The organism is Microbacterium murale (genome assembly GCF_014635185.1).
GTDB lineage: Bacteria > Actinomycetota > Actinomycetes > Actinomycetales > Microbacteriaceae > Microbacterium > Microbacterium murale.
Window position 1 is genome coordinate 1,123,112 of sequence record NZ_BMCM01000001.1, and the last position, 20,889, is coordinate 1,144,000.

Annotated in this window: 23 protein-coding genes; 17 read left to right on the forward strand and 6 right to left on the reverse strand. The window is 64.9% G+C overall.

The features are described 5' to 3' along the window. Positions 1-149 precede the first annotated feature (149 nt). Positions 150-1,295, reverse strand: coding sequence for an enolase C-terminal domain-like protein (locus tag IEV67_RS05450; protein ID WP_188435508.1), 1,146 nt, complete (start codon positions 1,293-1,295; stop codon positions 150-152). Then, on the reverse strand, positions 1,292-1,981 hold the full coding sequence (locus IEV67_RS05455) for a GntR family transcriptional regulator (protein ID WP_188435509.1): 690 nt from the start codon (positions 1,979-1,981) through the stop codon (positions 1,292-1,294). Before IEV67_RS05455 ends, IEV67_RS05450 begins: the two co-directional genes overlap by 4 nt. A gap of 221 nt (positions 1,982-2,202) precedes the next feature. On the opposite strand from IEV67_RS05455, the gene IEV67_RS05460 reads away from it, so the two are divergent. From IEV67_RS05460 to IEV67_RS05490, 7 genes are all read left to right on the forward strand, one after another. Continuing rightward, on the forward strand, positions 2,203-3,345 hold the full coding sequence (locus tag IEV67_RS05460; protein WP_188435510.1) for a mandelate racemase/muconate lactonizing enzyme family protein: 1,143 nt from the start codon (positions 2,203-2,205) through the stop codon (positions 3,343-3,345). Beyond that, positions 3,342-4,109 (forward strand): SDR family NAD(P)-dependent oxidoreductase, encoded by a 768-nt coding sequence (locus tag IEV67_RS05465; RefSeq protein ID WP_229702764.1) that lies wholly within the window; start codon positions 3,342-3,344, stop codon positions 4,107-4,109. Before IEV67_RS05460 ends, IEV67_RS05465 begins: the two co-directional genes overlap by 4 nt. A 2-nt stretch (positions 4,110-4,111) precedes the next feature. Then, the gene (locus IEV67_RS05470) at positions 4,112-5,152 is read left to right on the forward strand and encodes a zinc-binding dehydrogenase (RefSeq protein ID WP_188435511.1); all 1,041 of its coding nucleotides are present in this window, start codon (positions 4,112-4,114) and stop codon (positions 5,150-5,152) included. 158 nt (positions 5,153-5,310) lie between these two features. After that, the gene (locus IEV67_RS05475; protein ID WP_229702765.1) at positions 5,311-6,231 is read left to right on the forward strand and encodes a C4-dicarboxylate TRAP transporter substrate-binding protein; all 921 of its coding nucleotides are present in this window, start codon (positions 5,311-5,313) and stop codon (positions 6,229-6,231) included. A 42-nt stretch (positions 6,232-6,273) separates the two neighbouring features. Next, positions 6,274-6,783, forward strand: a complete 510-nt coding sequence (locus IEV67_RS05480) for a TRAP transporter small permease (protein WP_188435512.1) — start codon at positions 6,274-6,276, stop codon at positions 6,781-6,783. Then, a complete protein-coding gene (locus tag IEV67_RS05485) occupies positions 6,780-8,066 on the forward strand; it encodes a TRAP transporter large permease (protein ID WP_188435513.1) in 1,287 nt (428 codons plus the stop codon). Before IEV67_RS05480 ends, IEV67_RS05485 begins: the two co-directional genes overlap by 4 nt. 23 nt (positions 8,067-8,089) lie before the next feature. Continuing rightward, complete coding sequence (locus IEV67_RS05490) at positions 8,090-8,755, forward strand: RraA family protein (RefSeq protein ID WP_188435514.1); 666 nt, start codon at positions 8,090-8,092, stop codon at positions 8,753-8,755. Positions 8,756-8,760: 5 nt separating this feature from the next. Here IEV67_RS05490 and IEV67_RS05495 read toward each other — a convergent pair whose 3' ends face one another. Then, positions 8,761-10,398, reverse strand: a complete 1,638-nt coding sequence (locus tag IEV67_RS05495; protein WP_188435515.1) for an amidohydrolase — start codon at positions 10,396-10,398, stop codon at positions 8,761-8,763. Between the two features lies 1 nt (position 10,399). Beyond that, a complete protein-coding gene (locus tag IEV67_RS05500; protein ID WP_188435516.1) occupies positions 10,400-11,707 on the reverse strand; it encodes an MFS transporter in 1,308 nt (435 codons plus the stop codon). A gap of 113 nt (positions 11,708-11,820) precedes the next feature. Here IEV67_RS05500 and IEV67_RS05505 point away from each other — a divergent pair, with 113 nt between their 5' ends. After that, positions 11,821-12,744, forward strand: a complete 924-nt coding sequence (locus IEV67_RS05505; RefSeq protein ID WP_188435517.1) for a LysR family transcriptional regulator — start codon at positions 11,821-11,823, stop codon at positions 12,742-12,744. Here IEV67_RS05505 and IEV67_RS05510 read toward each other — a convergent pair. Next, on the reverse strand, positions 12,728-13,432 hold the full coding sequence (locus IEV67_RS05510; RefSeq protein WP_188435518.1) for a hypothetical protein: 705 nt from the start codon (positions 13,430-13,432) through the stop codon (positions 12,728-12,730). The genes IEV67_RS05505 and IEV67_RS05510 overlap by 17 nt on opposite strands. 232 nt (positions 13,433-13,664) lie before the next feature. Between IEV67_RS05510 and IEV67_RS05515 the strand changes: the two genes are divergently transcribed. The 9 genes from IEV67_RS05515 to IEV67_RS05555 all read left to right on the forward strand — a co-directional run bounded on the left by IEV67_RS05515 (position 13,665) and on the right by IEV67_RS05555 (position 19,628). Beyond that, positions 13,665-14,414, forward strand: a complete 750-nt coding sequence (locus IEV67_RS05515; protein ID WP_188435519.1) for a Rossmann-like and DUF2520 domain-containing protein — start codon at positions 13,665-13,667, stop codon at positions 14,412-14,414. After that, positions 14,411-15,262 carry a pantoate--beta-alanine ligase gene (panC, locus tag IEV67_RS05520; RefSeq protein WP_188435520.1) on the forward strand — a complete coding sequence of 284 codons (852 nt, stop codon included), beginning with the start codon at positions 14,411-14,413 and terminating at the stop codon, positions 15,260-15,262. Before IEV67_RS05515 ends, panC begins: the two co-directional genes overlap by 4 nt. Then, positions 15,262-15,654: an aspartate 1-decarboxylase gene (gene panD / locus IEV67_RS05525; protein ID WP_188435521.1), complete on the forward strand. Its 393-nt coding sequence runs from the start codon at positions 15,262-15,264 to the stop codon at positions 15,652-15,654. The genes panC and panD overlap by 1 nt, the downstream gene beginning before the upstream one ends. Further along, the gene (gene panB / locus IEV67_RS05530) at positions 15,651-16,523 is read left to right on the forward strand and encodes a 3-methyl-2-oxobutanoate hydroxymethyltransferase (protein ID WP_188435522.1); all 873 of its coding nucleotides are present in this window, start codon (positions 15,651-15,653) and stop codon (positions 16,521-16,523) included. The genes panD and panB overlap by 4 nt, the downstream gene beginning before the upstream one ends. 102 nt (positions 16,524-16,625) lie before the next feature. After that, positions 16,626-17,081 (forward strand): nucleotidyltransferase domain-containing protein, encoded by a 456-nt coding sequence (locus IEV67_RS05535; protein WP_188435523.1) that lies wholly within the window; start codon positions 16,626-16,628, stop codon positions 17,079-17,081. After that, the gene (locus tag IEV67_RS05540; protein WP_188435524.1) at positions 17,078-17,437 is read left to right on the forward strand and encodes a HepT-like ribonuclease domain-containing protein; all 360 of its coding nucleotides are present in this window, start codon (positions 17,078-17,080) and stop codon (positions 17,435-17,437) included. Before IEV67_RS05535 ends, IEV67_RS05540 begins: the two co-directional genes overlap by 4 nt. Positions 17,438-17,446: 9 nt before the next feature. Continuing rightward, positions 17,447-18,454, forward strand: coding sequence for a PfkB family carbohydrate kinase (locus IEV67_RS05545; RefSeq protein WP_188435525.1), 1,008 nt, complete (start codon positions 17,447-17,449; stop codon positions 18,452-18,454). Between the two features lie 77 nt (positions 18,455-18,531). Beyond that, positions 18,532-19,212, forward strand: coding sequence for a DUF433 domain-containing protein (locus tag IEV67_RS05550; RefSeq protein WP_188435526.1), 681 nt, complete (start codon positions 18,532-18,534; stop codon positions 19,210-19,212). After that, a complete protein-coding gene (locus tag IEV67_RS05555) occupies positions 19,212-19,628 on the forward strand; it encodes a PIN-like domain-containing protein (RefSeq protein ID WP_188435527.1) in 417 nt (138 codons plus the stop codon). Before IEV67_RS05550 ends, IEV67_RS05555 begins: the two co-directional genes overlap by 1 nt. Positions 19,629-19,649: 21 nt before the next feature. Here the strand turns inward: IEV67_RS05555 and IEV67_RS05560 are convergent, their stop codons facing one another. Then, positions 19,650-20,882: an MFS transporter gene (locus IEV67_RS05560; RefSeq protein ID WP_188435528.1), complete on the reverse strand. Its 1,233-nt coding sequence runs from the start codon at positions 20,880-20,882 to the stop codon at positions 19,650-19,652. Positions 20,883-20,889: the final 7 nt, after the last annotated feature.

A 20,889-nucleotide genomic window follows, 5' to 3' on the forward strand; every position in this document is an offset into this window, starting at 1 on the left:
CTTGACAGCATCCAGCACGTGGGTGATCGCGCGGTCGCCGATCGCGTGCGTGGCGACCGTCCACCCTGCGCGTTGTGCGCCGACGATGTAGTCGCGTAGTTGGGAAGGGGCATGCAGCGGCACACCGAAGTTGTCGGCCAACTCCCTGACTACTGATGTCTCAGTACCACGCCGTCCGACCACACCTGCCGCGTGTATGAGCGGCATTGCGATTCGATGAGGTCCCAATCCAGCTCGGCTCCGATGCCGAGACCCTGCGGCACGTGGATGGTGCCTTGATCATCGATCGGCAGGCTGCCCCGCATCGGAAGCTGGTAGTTCTCCTCTGGCACGAAGTACTCGAAGTACTCGCAGTTGCGGATTGCGCAACTGACGTGCAGGTTGACCACATCCATGTAGTTCATCGTCGTGGTGTGCAACTCGCAGTTGAGTCCGAACCCCTCCGCCATGTGCGCAATCTTCAGCGTGCCCGTGATCCCTGCTTTCCAGCTCACGTCGGCGCGCACGATGTCGGCGGCGCGCTGCGCAATCGTCTGCGCGACCCCCCAGTGGGCTCCGCGCGTGGTCTCGGTCGCGGCGACGGGGATGTCGAGTACGCGGCATAGCTCCTGATACTTGTACAGTTCGAAGTCGCGGAAAGGCTCTTCGAACCAGTGGTAGTCGAGCTGCTCGAGTTCGCGCCCCACCCGGATCGCCTGATCCAAGGTGTATTCGGCTACCGGATCGGTCATCAGCACTTGTTCGGCGCCGAGTTCCTCACGCAGGCGACGGTGCACCTCCCGGTCGACGTCGACGGGGCCGGGCGGGTGGGCCTTATAGGCATGGATGCCGCGATCGCGGTAGTGCTTCGCCTCATCGACGTAGTCCTGCACTGTGGCATGGAAATTGCCGCTCGCATAGACCGGCAGACTCTCGCGGTATGCCCCGATGAACTTGTAGAGCGGAAGGCCCGCTTCGCGTGATGCCATGTCCCAGAGTGCGACGTCGATCGGTCCGGGTAGATACACCGGGAAGAACGTGAGGTGTCGGTCAATCGTCCAGAATTCATGCCAGATGCTCTCGCGGTCGTGTGGGCTTCTACCGAGCACGACAGGGGCGATGTTGTCGAGCAGATAGCCTTCGGTGACTTGCCCGCTTCTTGCTGCCAGACATGTCGCAACACCCTGGATGCCGTTGTCCGCGGTGAGGCGCACAACGATGACATCCCAATCCATTTTCGATGAGCCGGTGCGCTTCGCGTCGAACAGCTCTTGGCCGCGGGAGACCCACCAGGTCTCCATCTCGGTGATGATCATGCGCTGGTGTCCTCGTTGCGTTCACGCACGGCGTTGAGCGAGACGATCAGCGAGTGGTTGATGTGGAAGATCAGGGCGTCTTTCGCTTCCTGTTCGTTTTCCCGCAAGAGCGCCTCGACCACGGCGAGATGCTCGGGGTTGTTCTGCTCCGGGTGTGAGGCACCAGTGACGAGCGCATACATGGCCAGGCGGAACACGTGCGACATGAGCTCAGCGTGGATGCGGCTCATGGTCTCGTTCTCCGCGATCGAGACCAGGAACGTGTGAAAGGCGATGTCGAGTTCGTAGTGTTCGACGATGTCGGAGATGCTCGTCTCGCGGAAACGCCGCGCGAAGTCGAGCAGATCGCTCTTGGAATACATCGAGACGTACGAGGACATGACGGCCGGTTCCAACAGCTTGCGCAGCTGATAGACGTCGTTGATCGACTTCTCTGTGAAGGGTGTGATCCGCATGCCCTTGCGGGGGAAGATCTCGACGAGACCGTCGCGCTGGAGTGCGAGCAGAGCTTCACGCAATGGAGTGCGGCCATAGCCGTGTTCGTCCATCAGCTGCTTCTCGTTCAAGTCGGAGCCGGGAAGCAGATCGCACGTCTGGATGCGATCTCGTAGAGCTTGATATATCTGACTGGACAAGCCTGCGGGTGTCGTCTCTCCCACCACGTGCCTCCCTGTGTCTGGCGTCATTGCTGACTGGTGATTGAATCTTAGTGGTGTCGACGCTGATCATGGCCGCTTCGATTATTTGTCGCTGCACCACTTCTCTCGCAGTTCCAGTTGCGGTAACGCGATCGACGTTGTAGAAATATATCACTAGCGTTATATCGGCTCACAAATATATCTAGCCGCCAGTATTCGACGAAGACGTTGCGCTTCGTAACAACGACGTTCACGACAGGAGAGTCCTCATGACGGGCACCCGCATTCGCGACATCCGATTCTTCCGAGCCACCTCAGCCACATCGCGGCCGATCTCGGACGCTACGCACGACATCTCTGAGATCGCCTTCTACGTGATGGAGCTCGAGACCGTGGCCGGCGTCATCGGCCAGGGCTATCTCCTCGCTTTCCATTACTCCCCGCAGGCGATCTGCGGCGCCTTGCACGACCTTCGCCGCTTCATCCTCGATCGCGAGTACGACGTGCATCAGACGCGCGACGTCCAGAACGACTATGAGCGGGAGTCAGAGTACTTCGGCATCAGTGGCTTGCAGCGATGGGCTCTGGCCATTGCCAACGTCGCGATGTGGGACGCCTGGGCGCGACATCTCGGCCAGCCGATCTGGAAGGTGCTCGGCTCACACTCTCGCAAGGTGCCCGTCTATGGAAGCGGTGGATGGCTGTCCTACAGCGATGACGAATTGATCGATGAAGTCCTGGACTACAAGGGACGCGGATTCACCGCCGTCAAGATCAAGGTCGGCTCGCCCGAGATCGAGCGCGACGTAGAACGACTGCGCAGGGTGCGCGAAGCGGTCGGCAGTGGGCTCAAGATCATGATGGATGCCAACCAGGGGATGGACGTGCCGAGCGCGATCGCGCTGATCCACCGTGCCGCTGACCTCGACATCCATTGGTTCGAAGAGCCCATTCCAAGAGACGATTTCGACGGCTACGCCGCGATTCACTCGAAGACACGCATTTCCCTGGCAATGGGAGAGCGCGAGTACGACACCGTCGCCCTGCGCGAACTCCTGCGGCGGGGCGCCATAGACCTTTGGCAGCCCGACATCATCCGCCTCGGCGGTGTCGACGCATGGCGAGATTCAGCCGCGCTCGCCGCAGCGCACCGCATCCCGGTGTTGCCGCACTATTACAAGGACTACGACGTGCCTTTGCTGGCGACGGTCTCGAACGGATTCGGCGCGGAGTCATTCGACTGGATAGACGCGATCATCGATGAGCCGATGCCGATCGAGGGTGGCTTTGCCACTCCGCGGACGGGCGACGGCTGGGGATTCCGCTTTCTGTCTGAATTCCTGCACGAGGTCGTTGAGATCCCGGTTGTCAGCGACGGTATCGGAGTCAGCGCGATCGGAACGTCGGCATGAGCTCTGCGCACGCGATCTCGACGCGTCTGACCTCTCTCGAGGGACGCGTCGGTATCGTCACCGGTCAATCGAGTGGCCTGGGAACGGCGATCGCCGGGGTGCTCGCCGACGCTGGGGCGAAGGTATATGCCTTCAATCGCACGGTTCGCGAAGAGGCGGATCATGCCGGCGTCACCCAGTGGTCTGTGGATGTGACGGACGAGCAGGCCGTGACAGAGGCCGTGCGTCGCCTGGGAGAGTCCGAGGGAATCGACTTTCTCGTGAACAACGCGGGCGCGACAGTCAAGAGACGTGCCGAGGAGCTGGCGACGGCGCAGTGGCGCGACGTGCAGGACGTGAACATCGACGCGCTCTTCACTCTCGCGCGCGAGACATTTCCCTATCTCTCGAAGTCAGAACACGTGGGGCGCATCGTGAGCATCGCGTCGATGGCCGCGCACCTCGGGTTTCCCGAAGTGACCCCGTACTGCGCTTCCAAAGCCGCTGTGCTCGGACTCACACGTGGTCTCGCCATCGAATGGGCCCAGGACAATGTGCTGGTCAACTCCATCTCTCCCGGCTGGTTCCCCAGCGAGATGAACCGCAGTGTGCTCGAGGCTGACCCGGAACGCGAGCGACGTATCCTTGCGCGGATTCCGCTCGGTCGCTACGGCGATCCGCAGAGCATCGCCGATATGGCCCTCTTCCTTCTGAGTGATGCGGGCCGTTACATCACCGCCCAGGACTTCGCGGTCGACGGCGGCGCACTCGGTAAGGGGTTCTGAGCATGGTGGAGAATGCGCGCACCATCACAGGCATCGTGCTCACCGAGCCAGGAGTCGTACAGCTTGTCGATGCTGTCGCTCCTGTCCCGGCAGCGGGTGAGGCTCTGCTGCGGATGCGCTTCGGTGGCGTCTGCGGGAGCGACCTTGCGTCGTATCGTGGAATCTCTGCGTACGTCAGCTATCCGCGCACGCTTGGTCACGAGTTCTCTGCCGAGGTGGTGGAGGTAGGGCCGAACGATCACGGCATCGCGCCCGGGATGCTCGTCACGGCGCTTCCCTATTTCAACTGCGGCGTCTGCTATCCATGTCGGCGCGGACGCATCAACGCCTGTACCGAGAACCAGACGATGGGTGTGCAGCGCGAAGGAGCATTCAGCGAGCTGTTCACCATGCCGATCGATCGGATCTACGACGGATCGGGCATCGATCCTCGGGCCCTCGCTCTCATCGAGCCCTTCAGTATCAGCTATCACGGTGTCGGACGCATCCCGCTGGGCGCAGAGGATCGAGTCCTCGTCTTCGGCGCGGGAGCGATCGGAATACTCGCCGCCGTGTCCGCGAAGAGCCGCGGCGCGCAGGTGTACGTGACTGATATCTCCGCGGTGAAGGTGGAAGCGGCGGTGCGAGACTTCGGGCTCGACGGCGGTTTCGTAAACGACTCTTCTGAGTCGCTGCGCGCGAACATCGAACGGATCACCGGTGGTGACGGATTCGATGCGACCGTAGAGGCAGTCGGGCTGCCCGCAGCGTTCCTCGCCTGCGTCGAGGCCGCGTCCAGCGGCGGGCACGTCGTCGTCATCGGCGTTTCCAAGTCGTCTGCGGACTTCAATGCGACCGAGCTGCAGCGCAAGGAACTCACCGTCGTGGGCTCTCGCGCCGCCACGCGCAGTGACTTCGATGCCACGATGGCGCTCGTCCGAGACGGCCATGTAGATCTCGGCCCGCTGATCACGCGCGAGTTCAGCGCGGAGGCAATGCCCCAGGCGCTCGAAAATCTCGACCGCAACTCGGGCGAGATAACAAAGCTTCTCATCCGATTCTGACACCGGGCCAGCTGGCCAACACACTGAGTAGAGAGACGGGGAAACCCATGAAGATGAAGACCAGAGCGATGATGCTCACATCATCTGCAGCGATCGCGGCAGTGGCACTCACCGCATGTTCGGGCTCGTCCGCGCCGTCGACCGCCGAGGGACAGCCGGTGACGATCCAGGTCGGTTTCGAGAACACGGCCGACGAGCCGATCGGCCAGGCGGTGCAGCACTGGGCAGAGCTGCTGGAGGAGCAGAGCGACGGCGACATAACGCTGGAGCTGTTCCCGAGCAGCGCGTTGGGTTCCAAGAGCGAACTGATCGATCAGATGGTGCTCGGTGAGAACATCATCACCATCGCCGATGGAGCGTTCTATGCCGATTACGGGGTTCCGGACATGGGCATCATGTATGGCCCGTTCTTCTTCGACACCTGGGACGACGTCTGGACTCTGCTTGACAGCGACTGGTACGCCGAGCAGTCGGGCTTGTTGGACGAGAAGGGCCTTACACTCCTCGCATCGAACTGGGTCTATGGCGAGCGTCACCTTATGACGAATTCGCCCGTGATCGCCCCTGGCGACCTCCGTGGGCAGAAGATCCGTCTCGCCAACGCCAAGATCTATATCGAAGGGTTCGCGGCCCTGGGCGCGACGCCGGTCGGCATGGATTTGAGCGATGTGTATAGCTCGCTGCAGAGCGGTGTTATCGACGGCGTCGAGAATCCCTTGTCGACGCTGTACGGCGGGAGCTTCCAGGAGGTCTCTAAGAACGTTCTCCTCACCGGCCATATCAAGAACTTCACGACGTGGGTGGCGGGCTCGACCTTCATGGACACGTTGACCGATGAGCAGCAGCAACTGCTCTACGACACTGCCGAAGAAGCGGGCCTCTACAACAACGAGCTTCAGGAGAAGGCGGACGTCGAGTATCGCCAGTTGCTGGACGACGCGGGCGTCGCGATCACCGAGCTCACCGACGAACAGCGCGCTGAGTGGGCCGATGCGGGAAAATCGTTCTATGAGATGGGCGACACCTTCGGGTGGTCCGATGACCTCTACGACGTGACCCGTGAGGCTATGGGCAAGTAGCTCCCCACCAGTCGAACCGCTTCCATCAGAAAGCAGGTGAGCATGCGAAGGGCTCTCAAGACACTCGACATCGTCGAAGTAGTCGTCCTTATCGCCGTTCTCGTCTTCCTCGTCGCGTGCACTTTCTCCGGAGTCGTGCTGCGATACGTCTTCAACAACCCGTTCACCTGGATGGAGGAGGTTCAGCTGGCCAGCATGGTGTGGCTCGCATTCCTCGGCGGCTCGCTCGCGTTCCGCAGCCACGGGCACGTCGCCGTCGAGATCGTGATCGATTCACTGCCGACTGCAGCGCAGAGGACTGCCCGGATAGTGATCGGTGTCATCGTCTACGCGATCCTCCTTTATCTGTTCTTCCGGTGCGTGGACTTCCTGCAGCTCTTCGTGATGACCGGCAGAGGAACTCCAGTGCTCGACATGCCGTACACGATCGTCTATGGCATTGCGCCAGTCGCAGTCGTGCTCATGATCATCAGCTACACGGCGACCGCGTTCTGGCCCGCTCTCGTCGAAGTTTTCGGCCGTCGGAACGGAAAGAAGGAGGCAGGCGCATGACCATTGCCGTCATCGCGATGCTGTGCGTGCTATTCGTGCTGCTTTTCGCCAAAGTGCCAGTCTTCCTCGCCGTGTTCGGTGCGGCTGCTGTGTATTTCCTTCTGACGCCGGGGCTCAACGCGGCGATCTTCGCGCAGCAGGCGATCACCGGCACCGAGAGCATTCCGCTGCTCGCGATTCCGTTCTTCGTCGCCGCGGGTGTGCTGATGAACAACGCAGGCGTCACCCAACGGATCATGAACCTCGCCATCGTGCTGACAGGACGGCTGCGGGGCGGGCTCGCACAGGTGAACGTCGTCCTTTCGCTCATGATGGGCGGCCTCTCAGGGTCAGCGCTCGCAGATGCTGCGATGCAGTCGAAGATTCTCGTTCCGGCAATGGTGAAGCAGGGGATCTCTCGAACATTCTCGTCGGTGCTCACTGCGGCATCCAGCATCATCACGCCGCTCATCCCGCCCGGGATCGGTCTCATCATCTACGGCAGCATCGCGCATGTCTCGATCGGCAAGCTGTTCGTCGCCGGTATCGTGCCTGGCGCGCTCCTCGCCGTCATCATGATGTTTCTGGTTAGTCGGATCTCCAAACGGCGGGGTTACGAGCCGCTGCGCACGAACCGGCCGAAGGCGAGGGAGATTGCCGGCCCGCTTCGTCACGCGGTGTTGCCACTGTGCCTGCCGGTGATAATCATCGGTGGCATCCGATTTGGGATCTTCACGACCACGGAGGCTGGAGCTGTCGCAGTCGTCTACGTGGTGCTGCTCGGGCTCTTCTATCGGAAGTTGAAGGCGCGCGATCTTCTCGGAGGCCTCAAAGAGACGATCGTCACCACGGCATCCATCCTGTTGATCATCGCCGCAGCTGCTACCTTCTCCTGGATCTTGACCCGTGAGATGATCCCGCAGCAATTCAGCCAACTCATCGTCGGGTCGATTCACAACGAGTGGTTGTTTCTTCTCGCTGTCGGCGCATTTCTTCTGATCGTGGGAATGTTCATTGAGGGCAACGCGACGATGATCGTGCTGGTGCCGTTATTTGCGCCCATCGCGGCCACATTCGGGCTCGACCCTATTCACTTCGCGATGGTCTTCATCTTCGCCAACACTGTCGGCGCATTCACGCCGCCCGTGGGAACGCTGATGTTCGTCGTGAACAGCATCACGAAAACCAAGACGGCGGACTTCATTCGTGAGGCCGTACCGTTCTACGCACTGTTCGGCGGATTCCTGCTACTGCTGATGTTCGTGCCGTTGCTGTCGACCGGCCTGGTAAACCTCCTCTACTGATCCCGCTACGAAAGGTGTGCTCGATGACTGGATGGTCCTCCGATGCGGAAATGTTCGCGCTCATGCGCGAACGGCTGTATACGCCGGTTGTCGGTGACATTCTCGACGAACTGGGTTTCACGCATCAGTTCCTCCCGCCGGCGATCCGGGCAATGACGCCGGATATGAAGCTAGCGGGCCGCGCAATGACGGTCCTGATGATCGACGTGTTCGGTCCGCAGCGCACACCGTTCGGCAGGCTCACCGAGGCGTTGGACCAGCTCGAGACCGACGAGATTTACATCGCGGCAGGAGGCACCGGGCGCTGCGCGTATTGGGGTGAGTTGCTCACTGCGACCGCACGGTCCCGCGGAGCGACCGGTGCCGTAGTCAGTGGGTGGCATCGCGACACACCGCAGGTGCTCGAGCAGGGCTTCCCGGTATTCAGCCGGGGCGCTTGGGCGCAGGACTCATCCGTGCGGACCCAGGTCGTGGACTTCCGCTGCCCGATCGAGATCGGGCAGGCGTCCGTTCACTCGGGCGACATCGTCTTCGGTGATGTCGATGGGGTGGTGATCATCCCCCAGGCCGTGCACGTCGACGTCATCGCTCGGGCGATGGAGAAGGCGCGTACCGAGAAGGTGGTCCGTTCGGCGGTCGAGTCGGGGATGAGTGCGACGGAGGCCTTCGCGACCTACGGTGTGTTGTAATTCCCCTACCCCACGTCCCCGAACTCGACCGCCCCACCCACAACGGTCGCCGTAACCTCCTGCTCCGCGATCCGCTCCGCGGGGATCGAATAAAGATCGTCGCTCAGCGCGATGAAGTCCGCCAACATCCCGACCTTCAAGGTCCCCTTCGAGAGTTCCTGACCGACCGCATACGCCGAGCCATACGTGTACGCCCGCACCGCCTCGTCGACACTGATCCGCTCGCGCTCACCCAGCACAGCGCCGGAACTCGTCTGCCGCAGCACCATGTCTCGCAGCGACACCAGCGGGTTCGCATCCGAGATGGGGGAGTCAGTCGATCCGTTGAGCACGATCCCGGCATCCGCCAGCGACTTCACCCGATAGATGTCGTTGCGACGATCCTCCGACACGGCGGCGGCCATGCCGTCGCCGAAGTCCGAGAGGAACACGCCCTGCGGCACCGGAATCACCCCGAGACGAGCAGCGCGCGCGACGTCGGCGTCGCTCGCCAGCGCGAAGTGCTCGATGCGGTGGCGCACGTCGGGCCGCGGCGCGATGCGCTGCGCCTCCTCCACGGCATCCAGCACATGAGTGATGGCGCGGTCGCCGATCGCGTGAGTCGCGACCGTCCAGCCCGCGCGATGCGCGCCGACGATGTAATCGCGTAGTTGGGAAGGCTCGTGCAGCAGCACGCCGAAGTTGTCGGCTTCGCCGTGGAAGCACGCGTGCATCGCTGCCGATCGCCCGATGAATGAACCGTCAGCGACGATCTTCACGGGCCCGACGCGCAGCATGTCGTCGCCGAGACCGGTACGGATGCCGAGGTCCAGCCCCAGCACGTCTTTGTCGGGCAGATCCTCGAATGGGTGCAAGACGGTGATGTACGGCATCAGGGTCGTCCGCACCCGCAGCATCCGCTGCTCGACCGCCGTCTGATACGCGTGGTAATCGAGCGGGCTGTTGCCAACCACCCGGATCTCGCCGATGCCGGGCTCGGTGACCGAGGTGAGTCCGTAGTTGAGCGCCTGATCGCTGGCGAGCCCGAGATTGCGCTGCACCTCGTCAAGCCCGACGGGACGCACCAGGGCGTTGATCGGACCCATCGCCGACTCCTGCAGCAGACCCTGCGGTCGTCCGTCGGCATCGCGCGGGATGCTGCCACCGGCGATGTCCGGATACCCCTCCCTGCGCGAGTAGCCGGCAAGCTCGAACGCACGGGTGTTGGCCACGAGCATGTGCCCGGAGACGTGCTCCAGAAGCACCGGCCGGCCACCCGCCACACGGTCCAGCGCCTCTGCCGTCGGATGATCCTCGAGGAAGTTCTGGTCGTATCCGGCGCCTCGCACCCAGGCATCCGGTGCCAGGCCGTCCGCATACTCCCGCACCGCGTCGTACAACTCGGCCAGCGAGTTCACCGCGCCAGGACGCAGGTTCAGCGAGGCCAGCCGGAATCCGGTCAGCGAGAGGTGATGATGCGCGTCGTGGAAACCGGGGAGCACCGGCTGCCCGCCGAGGTCGACGATACGGTCGGCATCGAGGCCGTGCAGGTCGTCATCGAAGCCGACGATGCGGCCGTTCAGCGTGCCAATGCTGTGCGCGAACGGCCTCTCCGGGTCGAGGGTGCGGATGCGGGCGTTGGTGAAGATCGTGTCGATGTGCATGTCAGACCGCAGTCTCCCGCTCCACCTGACGCACGATCTGACGCTGCAGACCCCAGACGCCGCCGATCGTGACGAGGATCATCACGGCGTAGAACACCGCGACCGCCCAGACGCTGCCACCGCTGGAGTTCAGGATCCACTGCGCGACCAGCGGCGTCGAACCGCCGAAGATCGTGGCGCACAGCTGATAGGCGAGCGAGACTCCCGAGTACCGGATGCGGGCGGGGAAGGCCGACGCGAGGAACGTCGCCAGTAGTGCGTAGTACGCGGTGCTGCCGAGGATCGTGGCGTAGAGCGTGACGGTGATCCACAGGGGAGACGCCGCCTGGATGGCCAGGAAGTACGGGACGGTCAGCAGCACGCTGAACACGAGCCCGGTGAGCATGACCCTGGCGATGCCGAAGCGCTCGGCGATCTTCGCGGCGATCGGCTGCCAGATGAACTGGAGCAACGCCATGCCCAGCAGGATGTTGAGCATCAGCTGACGATCAAGTCCCAGCGACCCGGTCGTCCAGGAAAGCAGGAACGTGTTCGAGAAGTAGGCGTTCGAGATGCCCATGACGGATGCCAGGACGCCGAGCCCGATGAAGATCGGAGCCGTGCGGAGAGCGACGAGCACCGGCGCGCTCACGACTTCCTGCCTCTCCTTCGCCGCGACGAAGTCGGGTGACTCCTCGACCTTCAGGCGGATGACGAGACCGACGACCACGAGGATCGCGGAGACCAGGAAGGGGATGCGCCAGCCCCACGAGAGGAACTGCTCATCGGGCAGCAGGCCTACGAGGAGGAACATCAGGGTGGCGAGGATGGATCCGGCAGGAGACCCCTGCTGCACCCACGCGCCGGCGAGGCCCTTCTTCTCTGGCCGGGCGTTCTCGGTGGACAGGAGCACGGCCCCACCCCACTCGCCGCCGACCGCGAAGCCCTGCAGGCCGCGGAGCACGACGAGCAGGATCGGTGCCAGCATCCCGATCTGCGCGAACGTCGGCAGCAGACCGATCAGAGTCGTCGCGGCGCCCATCATGATCAGGGTGATGACGAGCACGTTCTTGCGGCCGAGCTTGTCGCCGAAGTGCCCGAAGACGAGGCCGCCGACGGGACGCATGAGGAAACCGACCCAGAAGGTCGCAAACGATGCCAGCAGCGCCGCCCCCGGAGCGACATCGGGGTAGAAGACGCGACCGAACACGAGCGCGGCGGCCGTGCCGAAGATGTAGAAGTCGTACCACTCGATCGCGGTGCCGACGAAGGCGCCGACCATGGATCGTCGTTGACGAGCCGGGGAGATCTCAGTGTGCGAAGTGGCCATAGTCGGCCCTCTCTATCGGGGGAAGAGCTTTCGGGATCGGGTTCAGGCCATCTTGACGGCACTCCGTCATGCCCGTCCAATGAGAAAAGCGGGTATGGATATACGCTTTGTGCATGTACGGGGAACGGGAGCTGGAAGCGTTCGTCGCGGTCATCGACAGCGGATCGGTGAGCCTGGCGGCCGAACGACTCATCCGCACGCAGCCGACCGTGTCGCGGCAGATCGCCTCGCTCGAGCGGCAGGTGGGTGCCGCGCTGTTCCGCCGCATGCCGAATGGAATGATGACGACCTACGCCGGTGAGCGCCTCGAGCCTATGGCCCGCGACCTCGTGCGCCGAGGTCGTCGCGCGCGCGAGGTGATGACCGGCATCGTGCAGGAGCAGCGCTCGTTCGTCGTCGCCTCGCCCGAGATGACCAGCGTGCTCGTGCTCGCGCCGTTCATCGCCGAGGGTGGCCCGATCTCCGACGTGATGATCGCGACACCCACCGAGACCTACGACCGGCTGCGCACCGGAGCCGACCTCGCCGTGACGACCAGTCCACCGGCCTCTCGGCTGCGCGGCACTCGCGTGATGACGCTCCCGCTGCTGTGCCAGCTGCCCGCGTCGCATCCGCTCGCCGACGGCGAGCAGATCGAATTGAAAGACCTGCTCGCGGGTCCCTTCCTCACCTCGGGTCGAGGGTCGGCAGCCTGGGCGCAGATCCAACAGGTCGCGGAGGGCGAGGGATGGTCGCTGGAGATGGCGAGCCTCGGGGCGGATGCTCCGATCATCCAGGCGCGATCGGCCGCCGGGCACGGGCCATGCGTGGTCGTCGAGCCGCCTCGATTCGGGCTCGTCACACGTCCTCTGCAGCACCGAGGGGAGGCCATGCGCTGTGCGCTGTACGCGAGTTGGGAACGCACGCACTATGCGGGTGACGACATTCGGCGCGTGGTGAGAGAGCTCACGGAGTTCGTCTCGACGCACGTTCCCGATCTGTACCCGGAGGGGACGTACACCGCGGCGGAGACGGCGGCGATCAGTCGGAACCACTGACGTCGGGATCGGTGCGCTCTCGGCCATCCGCCTCCGCCAACCCGGCTCGCATGCTCTCCCGCTCCGCGGCATCCCAGGGGCCAGAAGCGGCCAGCGGGATCTCGGTCATGAAGCGGCGTTCGCTCTCAGGAATCCGCTCGGCGACGACCTCGGGATGCGCGGCAGCCGTCGCGTAGAGGTCCGGCCCGTCGGCGTAGAAGAGGTCGCAGACCACGAGGCGGCCGTCGGATCCGCGCATCACATTCGACGGATTCTGGTCGAGCGGTCCGCACCACGGCAGCTCCTGCAGCGCTCGCTCGTGGATGCGACGGACGATGTCGACCAATTCGGCGACGGACTCATCGCGGTTCTCGATGTACTGGTGGAACTCGATCGCGTCCGCCTCGTCCACAGCCTCGAGCCACTCCATCACCTGCAGATCCCCGCCGCCGACGAGGCGTCGATGGGCGAAGAGCTGCGGCACCTGACGCGTGTGCGCGGCCTCGCGATACAGCGCAGCCGTGTACGGGCCGGTCGGATCGAAGGGACTGATGCGCACCGCCATCGTGCGTCCAGGAGCGCCGTCGGGAGAGCGCAGCGCGATCGCCCAGTCTCCGGCACCGCACGCCGTCCAACCCGCCTCGGTGAAGACGCGCTCGGCGTCGCGGTGCGTGGCATCCGACGGAAGCGTGTCGAGGATGTCGCTCATGCTTCCAGTCTGCGACAAACTGGTCGATCCGGCAGATCCGTACTTGAGCGCTTGAGCTTTCGCACGAGCGTGGCCAGAAATCAATATGCCCAGTCAGAACGCGGGGCAGAAGCCAAAGCAACAAGAATGACACGTATCTACCTGCGCATATTGCTCTCGGATTTGGCGCGACACGCCGAGCGGGCGGATACTCGTGGCATCTGAGCCTCCCACCTCCGGTCCAAGAATCACCATGAATCCACCCACTGCTCTCGCGCCTGAAACGACCATCGCCATCATCGGCGCCGGCCGTCTTGGTGGCGTGCTCGCGCGGGCGTTCCGTGCGGATGGCCTCACCGTCCACGGCCCCCTCCGTCGCGGCGATGAGATCCCCGACGCGGACATCGCGCTCCTCTGCGTCCCCGACGCCGCGATCTCCGAAGCGGCATCCGCTGCCCGCCCGCACGCAACCCGAATCGGCCACGTCTCCGGCGCCACCCCGCTCGACGACGTCGACTTCAGCATCCACCCGCTGCAGACGTTCACCGGCACCGAGTCTGCCGACGTGTTCCACGGCATCGGCGCGGCCATTGCCGGCCGCACACCCGAAGACAAGAACATCGCAGAACAGCTCGCCCGCACCCTCGGCGCTCGGCCCTTCGAGGTCGACGACCCCCACCGCGCCGGCTACCACGCCGCCGCGTCGTTCGCCTCGAATTTCGTCCTCACCGTGCTCGACGCTGCCGAGCAGCTCGCAGCATCCGCCGGCATCCCCGGCGATGAGGTGCGCGACCTCCTCGCCCCGCTCCTCCGCCGCACGGTCGACAACTGGCAGAGCAGCGGCTCGACAGCATCCCTCACCGGCCCGATCGCCCGCGGCGACGAGGTCACAATCACTCGCCAGCGCGCGGCCGTCGATGAAGCCGACCTCGCGCTGACGAGCCTCTTCGACGAACTCGTCACGGCCACCCGCGCGATCGCGCGACAGAAGGTGGCGGTATGAGAATCCTCCGCACGGTCCCCGAAGTGCGCGCCGTCGTCGAGAACGCCAGACGCGCGGGCCAAAGAGTCGGCCTCGTCCCCACGATGGGCGCCTTCCACGACGGCCACGCTTCGCTGATGCAACAAGCGCGCCGGCAGAACGACCTCGTTGTCGTCTCGCTCTTCGTCAACCCGACCCAGTTCGGCGCGAACGAAGACCTCAGCAGCTATCCCCGCAATGAACAGGATGACGCCGCGCGCGCAGAGCAGGAGGGCGTCGACATTCTCTTCGCCCCCGACGCTGCGGAGATCTATCCGGACGGCTTCGGCACCAGCATCCACGTCTCGGGTGTCACCGAGATGCTCGACGGTGCGGCCCGCGGACCGCACCACTTCCACGGCGTCGCGACCGTCGTCGCCAAGCTGTTCGGCATCGTCCGCCCCGATGTCGCCTACTTCGGACAGAAGGATGCGCAGCAGATCGCCGTCGTCCGGCGCCTCGTACGCGACCTCGATCTCGACGTGCGCATCGAGGCGTGCCCGATCGTGCGCGAAGCCGACGGGCTCGCCATGAGCTCGCGCAACGTCTACCTCGACCCTGCGGCCCGCGCGCAGGCGACCGCGCTCAACCGTGCGCTCGACGCGGCGGCCGCGCAGCACGAGTCGGGCGAGAGCGACGGCGACAGCATCCTTTCGGCGGCGCGCGACGTACTCGACGCGGCCGGCGTCACGCCCGAGTACCTCGAGCTCCGCGATGCCCTCACGTTGCAGACCGTCACGAGCGTGGAAGACGACGCGCTTCTCGCCGTCGCCGCCCGCGTGGGCGCTGCCCGACTGATCGACAACCACATCCTGAAACGGAGCGCCTGATGCGCCGCACCATGCTGAAGTCGAAGATCCACCGCGCCACCATCACCGGCAGCGACCTGAACTACGTCGGCTCGATCACGATCGACCCCGACCTGCTCGAGGCCGCCGACATCCTCGCGCACGAGCAGGTGCACGTCGTCGATGTGAACAACGGTGCCCGCTTCGAGACCTACACGATCGCGGGAGAGCGCGGATCCGGCGTCATCCAGGTCAACGGCGCCGCCGCCCGCCTCGTGCACGCCGGCGACACGATCATCGTCATCTCCTACGCCGACTACTCGCGCGAAGACCTCGAGACCTACGAACCCGTCGTCGTGCACGTCGACCGCACGAACACGATTATCCAGGTCGACGACGTCGTCGATCGGCTGCTGACGGAGGCCCACGCATGAGCGTGCACGCGACGACGCGCAAGCGGGTCACCCTGCCGAGCCTCGTCGAGAAGAAGGATGCCGGTGAGCCGATCGTCATGGTCACCGCCTACGACCATCCTGGCGCGCAGATCGTCGAGGCCGCGGGCGTCGATGTCGTGCTCGTCGGCGACTCGGGCGCGATGACGGTGCTCGGCTACGACAGCACCGTGCCCGTCACCGTCGACGAGATGCTCATGCTCACGCGCGCGGTACGACGCGGACTGACGACTCCGCTGCTCGTCGGCGATCTGCCGTTCGGGTCGTACGAAGCATCCGATTCCCTGGCGATCGCCACGGCGCAGCGCTTCATCAAAGAGGCCGGCTGCGACCTCGTGAAGATCGAGCGCGGCGGCACCTCGGTCGACCGTGCTCGCGCTCTCGTCGGCGCGGGGATCCCTGTTGTCGGACACGTCGGCCTCACCCCGCAGACCGCCACGGCCCTCGGCGGCTACCGCGCGCAAGGCCGCACGGCCGACGCGGCACGTGCGGTGATCGACGACGCGCTGGCCCTGCAGGATGCCGGATGCTCAATGCTCGTCATCGAAGCCGTGCCTTCGGAGGTGACTGCCGCACTAAAGCCGCTCATGCGGATTCCGGTGATCGGGATCGGCGCCGGGGCGGATGCCGACGGCCAGGTGCTCGTCTTCCACGACCTGCTCGGGCTGTACGACGGCGGGGCTGCGAAGTTCGTGAAGCGCTACGCGGATCTGCGGGCGGATGCTGTCGCCGGGGTCGCTGCGTACGCGGAAGACGTGCGGTCGGGGGCGTATCCGGCGGCCGAGCACTCGTATTCGATGGCTGCGTCAGAGGCGGTGGAGTTGCGAGAGATGCTCGTTACTCAGGTTTAGGGTGGCTAAACCTGAGCAAGGATGCGCTCATTCAGGGTTGCCGTGCCGTCGCGACGATGTATCGGTTAAACTTGTACATATTCATGTACAGGAGGTGCGGGCATGGAGGTCCTCTCAGTCGCCGACGCGCGCGCCGGTCTGTCGCGTCTCATCGCGGGGCTGCGTGACAATCCTGCTGCCGCTCCTGTCGCCATCGGCTCGCACCGCAAGCCCGAGGTGGTTCTGCTCTCGGTGGACGAGTACCAGCGGGTTTCCGATCGCGAACCGGCACACGTCACCGTCGAGCGTCTACGCCAGCTCGGCCCGCTGATTGAACGCCTTGCACAGGCGGCGCACCTCCGCGACGTCCAGGTGTACGGATCGGTGGCGCGTGGCGATCAAGCCGCGGACAGTGATCTCGATCTTCTGGTCACTGCCGACGATGCGACGCTGTTCGACATCGCCCAGTTCGAGATGGACATCGAGATGCTTGTCGGCGTCCCCGTCGCTGCAGTTTCCGTTGCATCGCTCGACCCGAAACGCGATGCACGCATTCTGAACGAGGCGGTGCCGCTGTGAATCCGGTCGAGCGCATTCCGCGTTGGTTCGACGATCTCCGCGCCACGCTCGGCACCGCGTCTGAATTGGCGGCGCGTGGGCGCGAGGCCTTCGACTCGGACCCAGCCGTCTCGTTGGCCTTCGAGGCGCTCTCCAACAGAGTCGGTGACCTTGCAAAGCGTCTTATCGCCGCCGACCCGGAAGGCTTCCGGGGCCCGATCTGGCGGCAGGCGGCTCGGCAGCGCGACTTCGTCGTGCACCATTATGACCGGATGGATGCCGACCTGCTCTGGCGCACCATCACCGAGAGTTTCCCAAAGCTGGCCGAGGCCGTGCGAGTGGCAGATGCTTCGATGAGCGCGGATCCCGATGGATAGGCTGTCCGCATGCGCAGCCGTGCCGAGACCGATGACCGACTCGCGCAGGATGCGCACCGACCGCGGGTGATCCACACCGGACAGGCGCTGGTCGACCTGGTCATCGAAGTGGCAGACCTCCCCGCGCGCGGGCAGAACCTCATGGCCGACTCGGTCGCCGAGTATGCCGGTGGCTCTGTCACCGTGCTGCTCGCGGCGGCCCGCCTGGGCGCCGAGTGCCTGCACGCCGGAGCGATCGGCACCGGCCCTTACGGCGATCTGATCCGCGAGGCGCTGGATGCCGACGGCATCGCAGCATCCGCTCCTCCGGTGACCACGCAGGACACCGGGGTGTGCGTCGTGCTGATCGAACCCACGGCAGAGCGCACCTTCGTCACGACGCTGGGGGCGGAGCGCGAGATCACAGTCGAGTCGCTCGCGACCGCCGACGTGCAGCCCGGCGATCTCGTCTGCGTCACCGGATACTCGCTCGCCGTCGCGCAGACCCGCGACCCGTTGCTGGCCTGGTTGAGGACACTTCCCCAGGACGCTGCCGTCGTCCTCGACCCCGGGGCCGCCTTCGCCGCGCTGCCCGCCGACGTGCGCGACACAATGCTCGCCCGCACCGACGTGTGGACCGGCAATGCGGAGGAAGCGACCGATCTACTGGCCGCGCGGTCTGTTCCGGTCGAAGCGCCGGCCGGAGCATCCGAACGCGAAATTGTGGCCCATGCCCGCGCGCTCACTCCGCTGATGCGTGCCGGGGCGGTCACCATCGTGCGCGACGGCGCCGAAGGGTGTGCGGTGCATGCGCACGGCGAGAGCACCTATGTGCCGGGCTTTCCGCAAACCCCCGTCGACACGAACGGTGCCGGTGACACGCACACGGGCGCGTTGCTGGCCGGCATCGCCGTCGGCGTGATGTGGGTGGATGCCTGCCGACGCGCCAACGCCGCAGCCGCGATCAAGGTCACGCGTCGTGGACCGACGACGGCTCCGACCGCGGTCGAGGTCGAGGAGTTCCTCCGCGGGAGGTGAGGCCTCGTCAACCGCACGAAGCGGCGGACTTGTCCACAGATCCCGACGACGCCCTCTGGCGGTGTCATCATGGGGTCATGGCCATTTCGATGCTCGATCGGGCGCTCTACTCCTATGCAGACGTGGACCGTCTGGTCGGGCTGCACGCTGGGACATCTCGTCGTTGGCTCGAGGGTTATTCGCGGGCAGGGAAGTTCTACGACCCTGTGCTCAGGGAACAGCCGATCGGTGACGACGTCGTGACGTGGGGCGAGATGGTCGAGGCGCGACTGTTGGCGGAGTTCCGCAGGCAGGACGTGTCTGTTCAGAGGTTGCGACCGGCAGTCGAGCAACTTCGGGGTGAATTCGGACGCTATCCGCTGGCGCTCGCGCGACCATTCCTGGAGGTCGAAGGGCGAGAACTCGTACGAGTAGTACAAGATCGCGTGGGACTCGATCGATCGTTGCAACTGGTCGTCGTCCGGAACGGGCAGAGCATGGCGACGGAGGCCACCGAGCGGTTCCAGCACGCAGTCGAGTATGAGGACGGAGCCGTTGGACGATTCAGGCCAGATCCACGTACCCCGTTCGTCGTGATGGATCCTGCTCGTACCTTCGGTCAGCCCGCTGTTCGAAACGTCCGCACGGACGCGCTCGCTGAGGAGTACAGCGCGGGCGCCGGGCGCGAAGAGCTTGCCGACCTCTATGACCTCACTGCCCAGCAGGTCGATGAGGCGATCCGTTTCGAGCTCATCGCGGGCCGCGACCGGGCGGCATGATGAGCCCGTTCTCGCCGGTGTACTTCGCCGACGAGAACGCCCTGGGCCTCGCGAAGACCCTTGTTCGTCAGGGCCGGACAGATTTCGTATATCCGGGTCATGAAGCCTTACCGGAGATTCCGCTCGGCGCACTCGACCTTGAGTGGATGCCCATTGTCGGCGCTCGAGGTTTCATCGTGATCACGCGAGATCGTCGGATACGCACCCGCCCCGCCGAGCTTGAGGCGTATCTCACTCACGGCATCCGATCGGTCTGGATCGGTGCGAAGCAAGATCTGCGAGCAGATGCCCAGGCCGAACTGTTCTTGAAACACGAAGCACGGTTGAACCGAGAGATCATCAAACTCGGGGCCGGACCATGGGCGCTCGCGTTGAACATGAACGGGTTCAGGCCGCTGCACCTTCCCTCGCGGTGAGCGGAGCGTTCACCAGCGTCCTCATCCCTTGCTGCGCACCCGGAACACCAGCGCGAGCACCGAGAGCGCGATGACGACCACGCCGTATCCGACGCACACCGCGCCGAGCCCGACGACGCCCACCAGCGTCCCCGCGATCACGGCAGGAACGCCGAACGCGAGATACGCGAGAAGGAAGATGACGGCGAACGTGTCGGCGCGCTCGGTCGCGGGGATGCGGGGCGCGAGCGACGCGATCACACCGGAGAACGCGGTGCCGAACCCCATGCCGGTCACGCCGGCGGCGATGAGATACGCGGGAAGCGATCCCAGCGCGAGCGCCCCGAGCGACAGGGCCGTGCCGGCGGCGAGGGCTGCGGTGCCGAAGATCGTGATCGTGCGTGGAGAGCGCTTGCGCAGGATGAACGCCGTGATCGCCCCGACCCCGGTGAGGATCGCGACGCCGAGGCCCTGCCAGATGTGCGCGATGCCGCCGAGCTCGTTGTGGACGATGTTCGCGCCGAGGGAGAGGAACAGGCCTCCGGTCGCCCAGCCCGCGACGATGGCGGGAGCGGCGCGCCAGAAGTCCGCGCGGATTGCCTGCGGAACCGAGAGGCGGAACTGCAGCGAGGCCCAGACGCCCGGCTTCCTCGGCGCTGTCTCGGGTGCGAAGAAGAACAGCACCGCGAGGATGACATACGCGGCGGTGAGCGGCCCGAACACGTCGAGCAGCGGTTCGCCCATGACATCGAGTGCGACTCCCGACAGGAGGGCGCCGGTCGCGAGCCCGATTCCGGGAGCTAGCGCATTCCACAGCGCCGCGGTCGCCGGGCGGGCGGGATGCGCGAGGTCGAGCACAGCCGCCGAGAGCGCCGAGAGCAGGAGTCCGCTCGCGATGCCCTGGATGATGCGTGCCAAGAAGAGCAGCGCCACGGAGTCCGCGTGCGAGAAGAGCAGCATGCTGCCCGCGAGCAGCACGAACCCGACGATCGCGACCGGGCGGCGGCCGACATGATCCGACAGTGACCCGGCCGTGAGCAGCGTGAGCAGCAGTGCGATGGCGTAGACAGCGAACACGGCGGTGATCACGATCGCAGCGAAGCCGACCTGCTCGGCGAGCACCGGATAGAACGGCGACGGTGCGCTCGCGCCCGTCATCATCAGGATCTGCGCCACCACGGCCAGCGCGAACCCGAACCGTATGCGGGCAGTGCGAGTGAAAGGCGCGGCGGTTGAGCGGGTCTGCCGGATGGTGATCGGTTCGGTCGTGGTCATGCGCGCT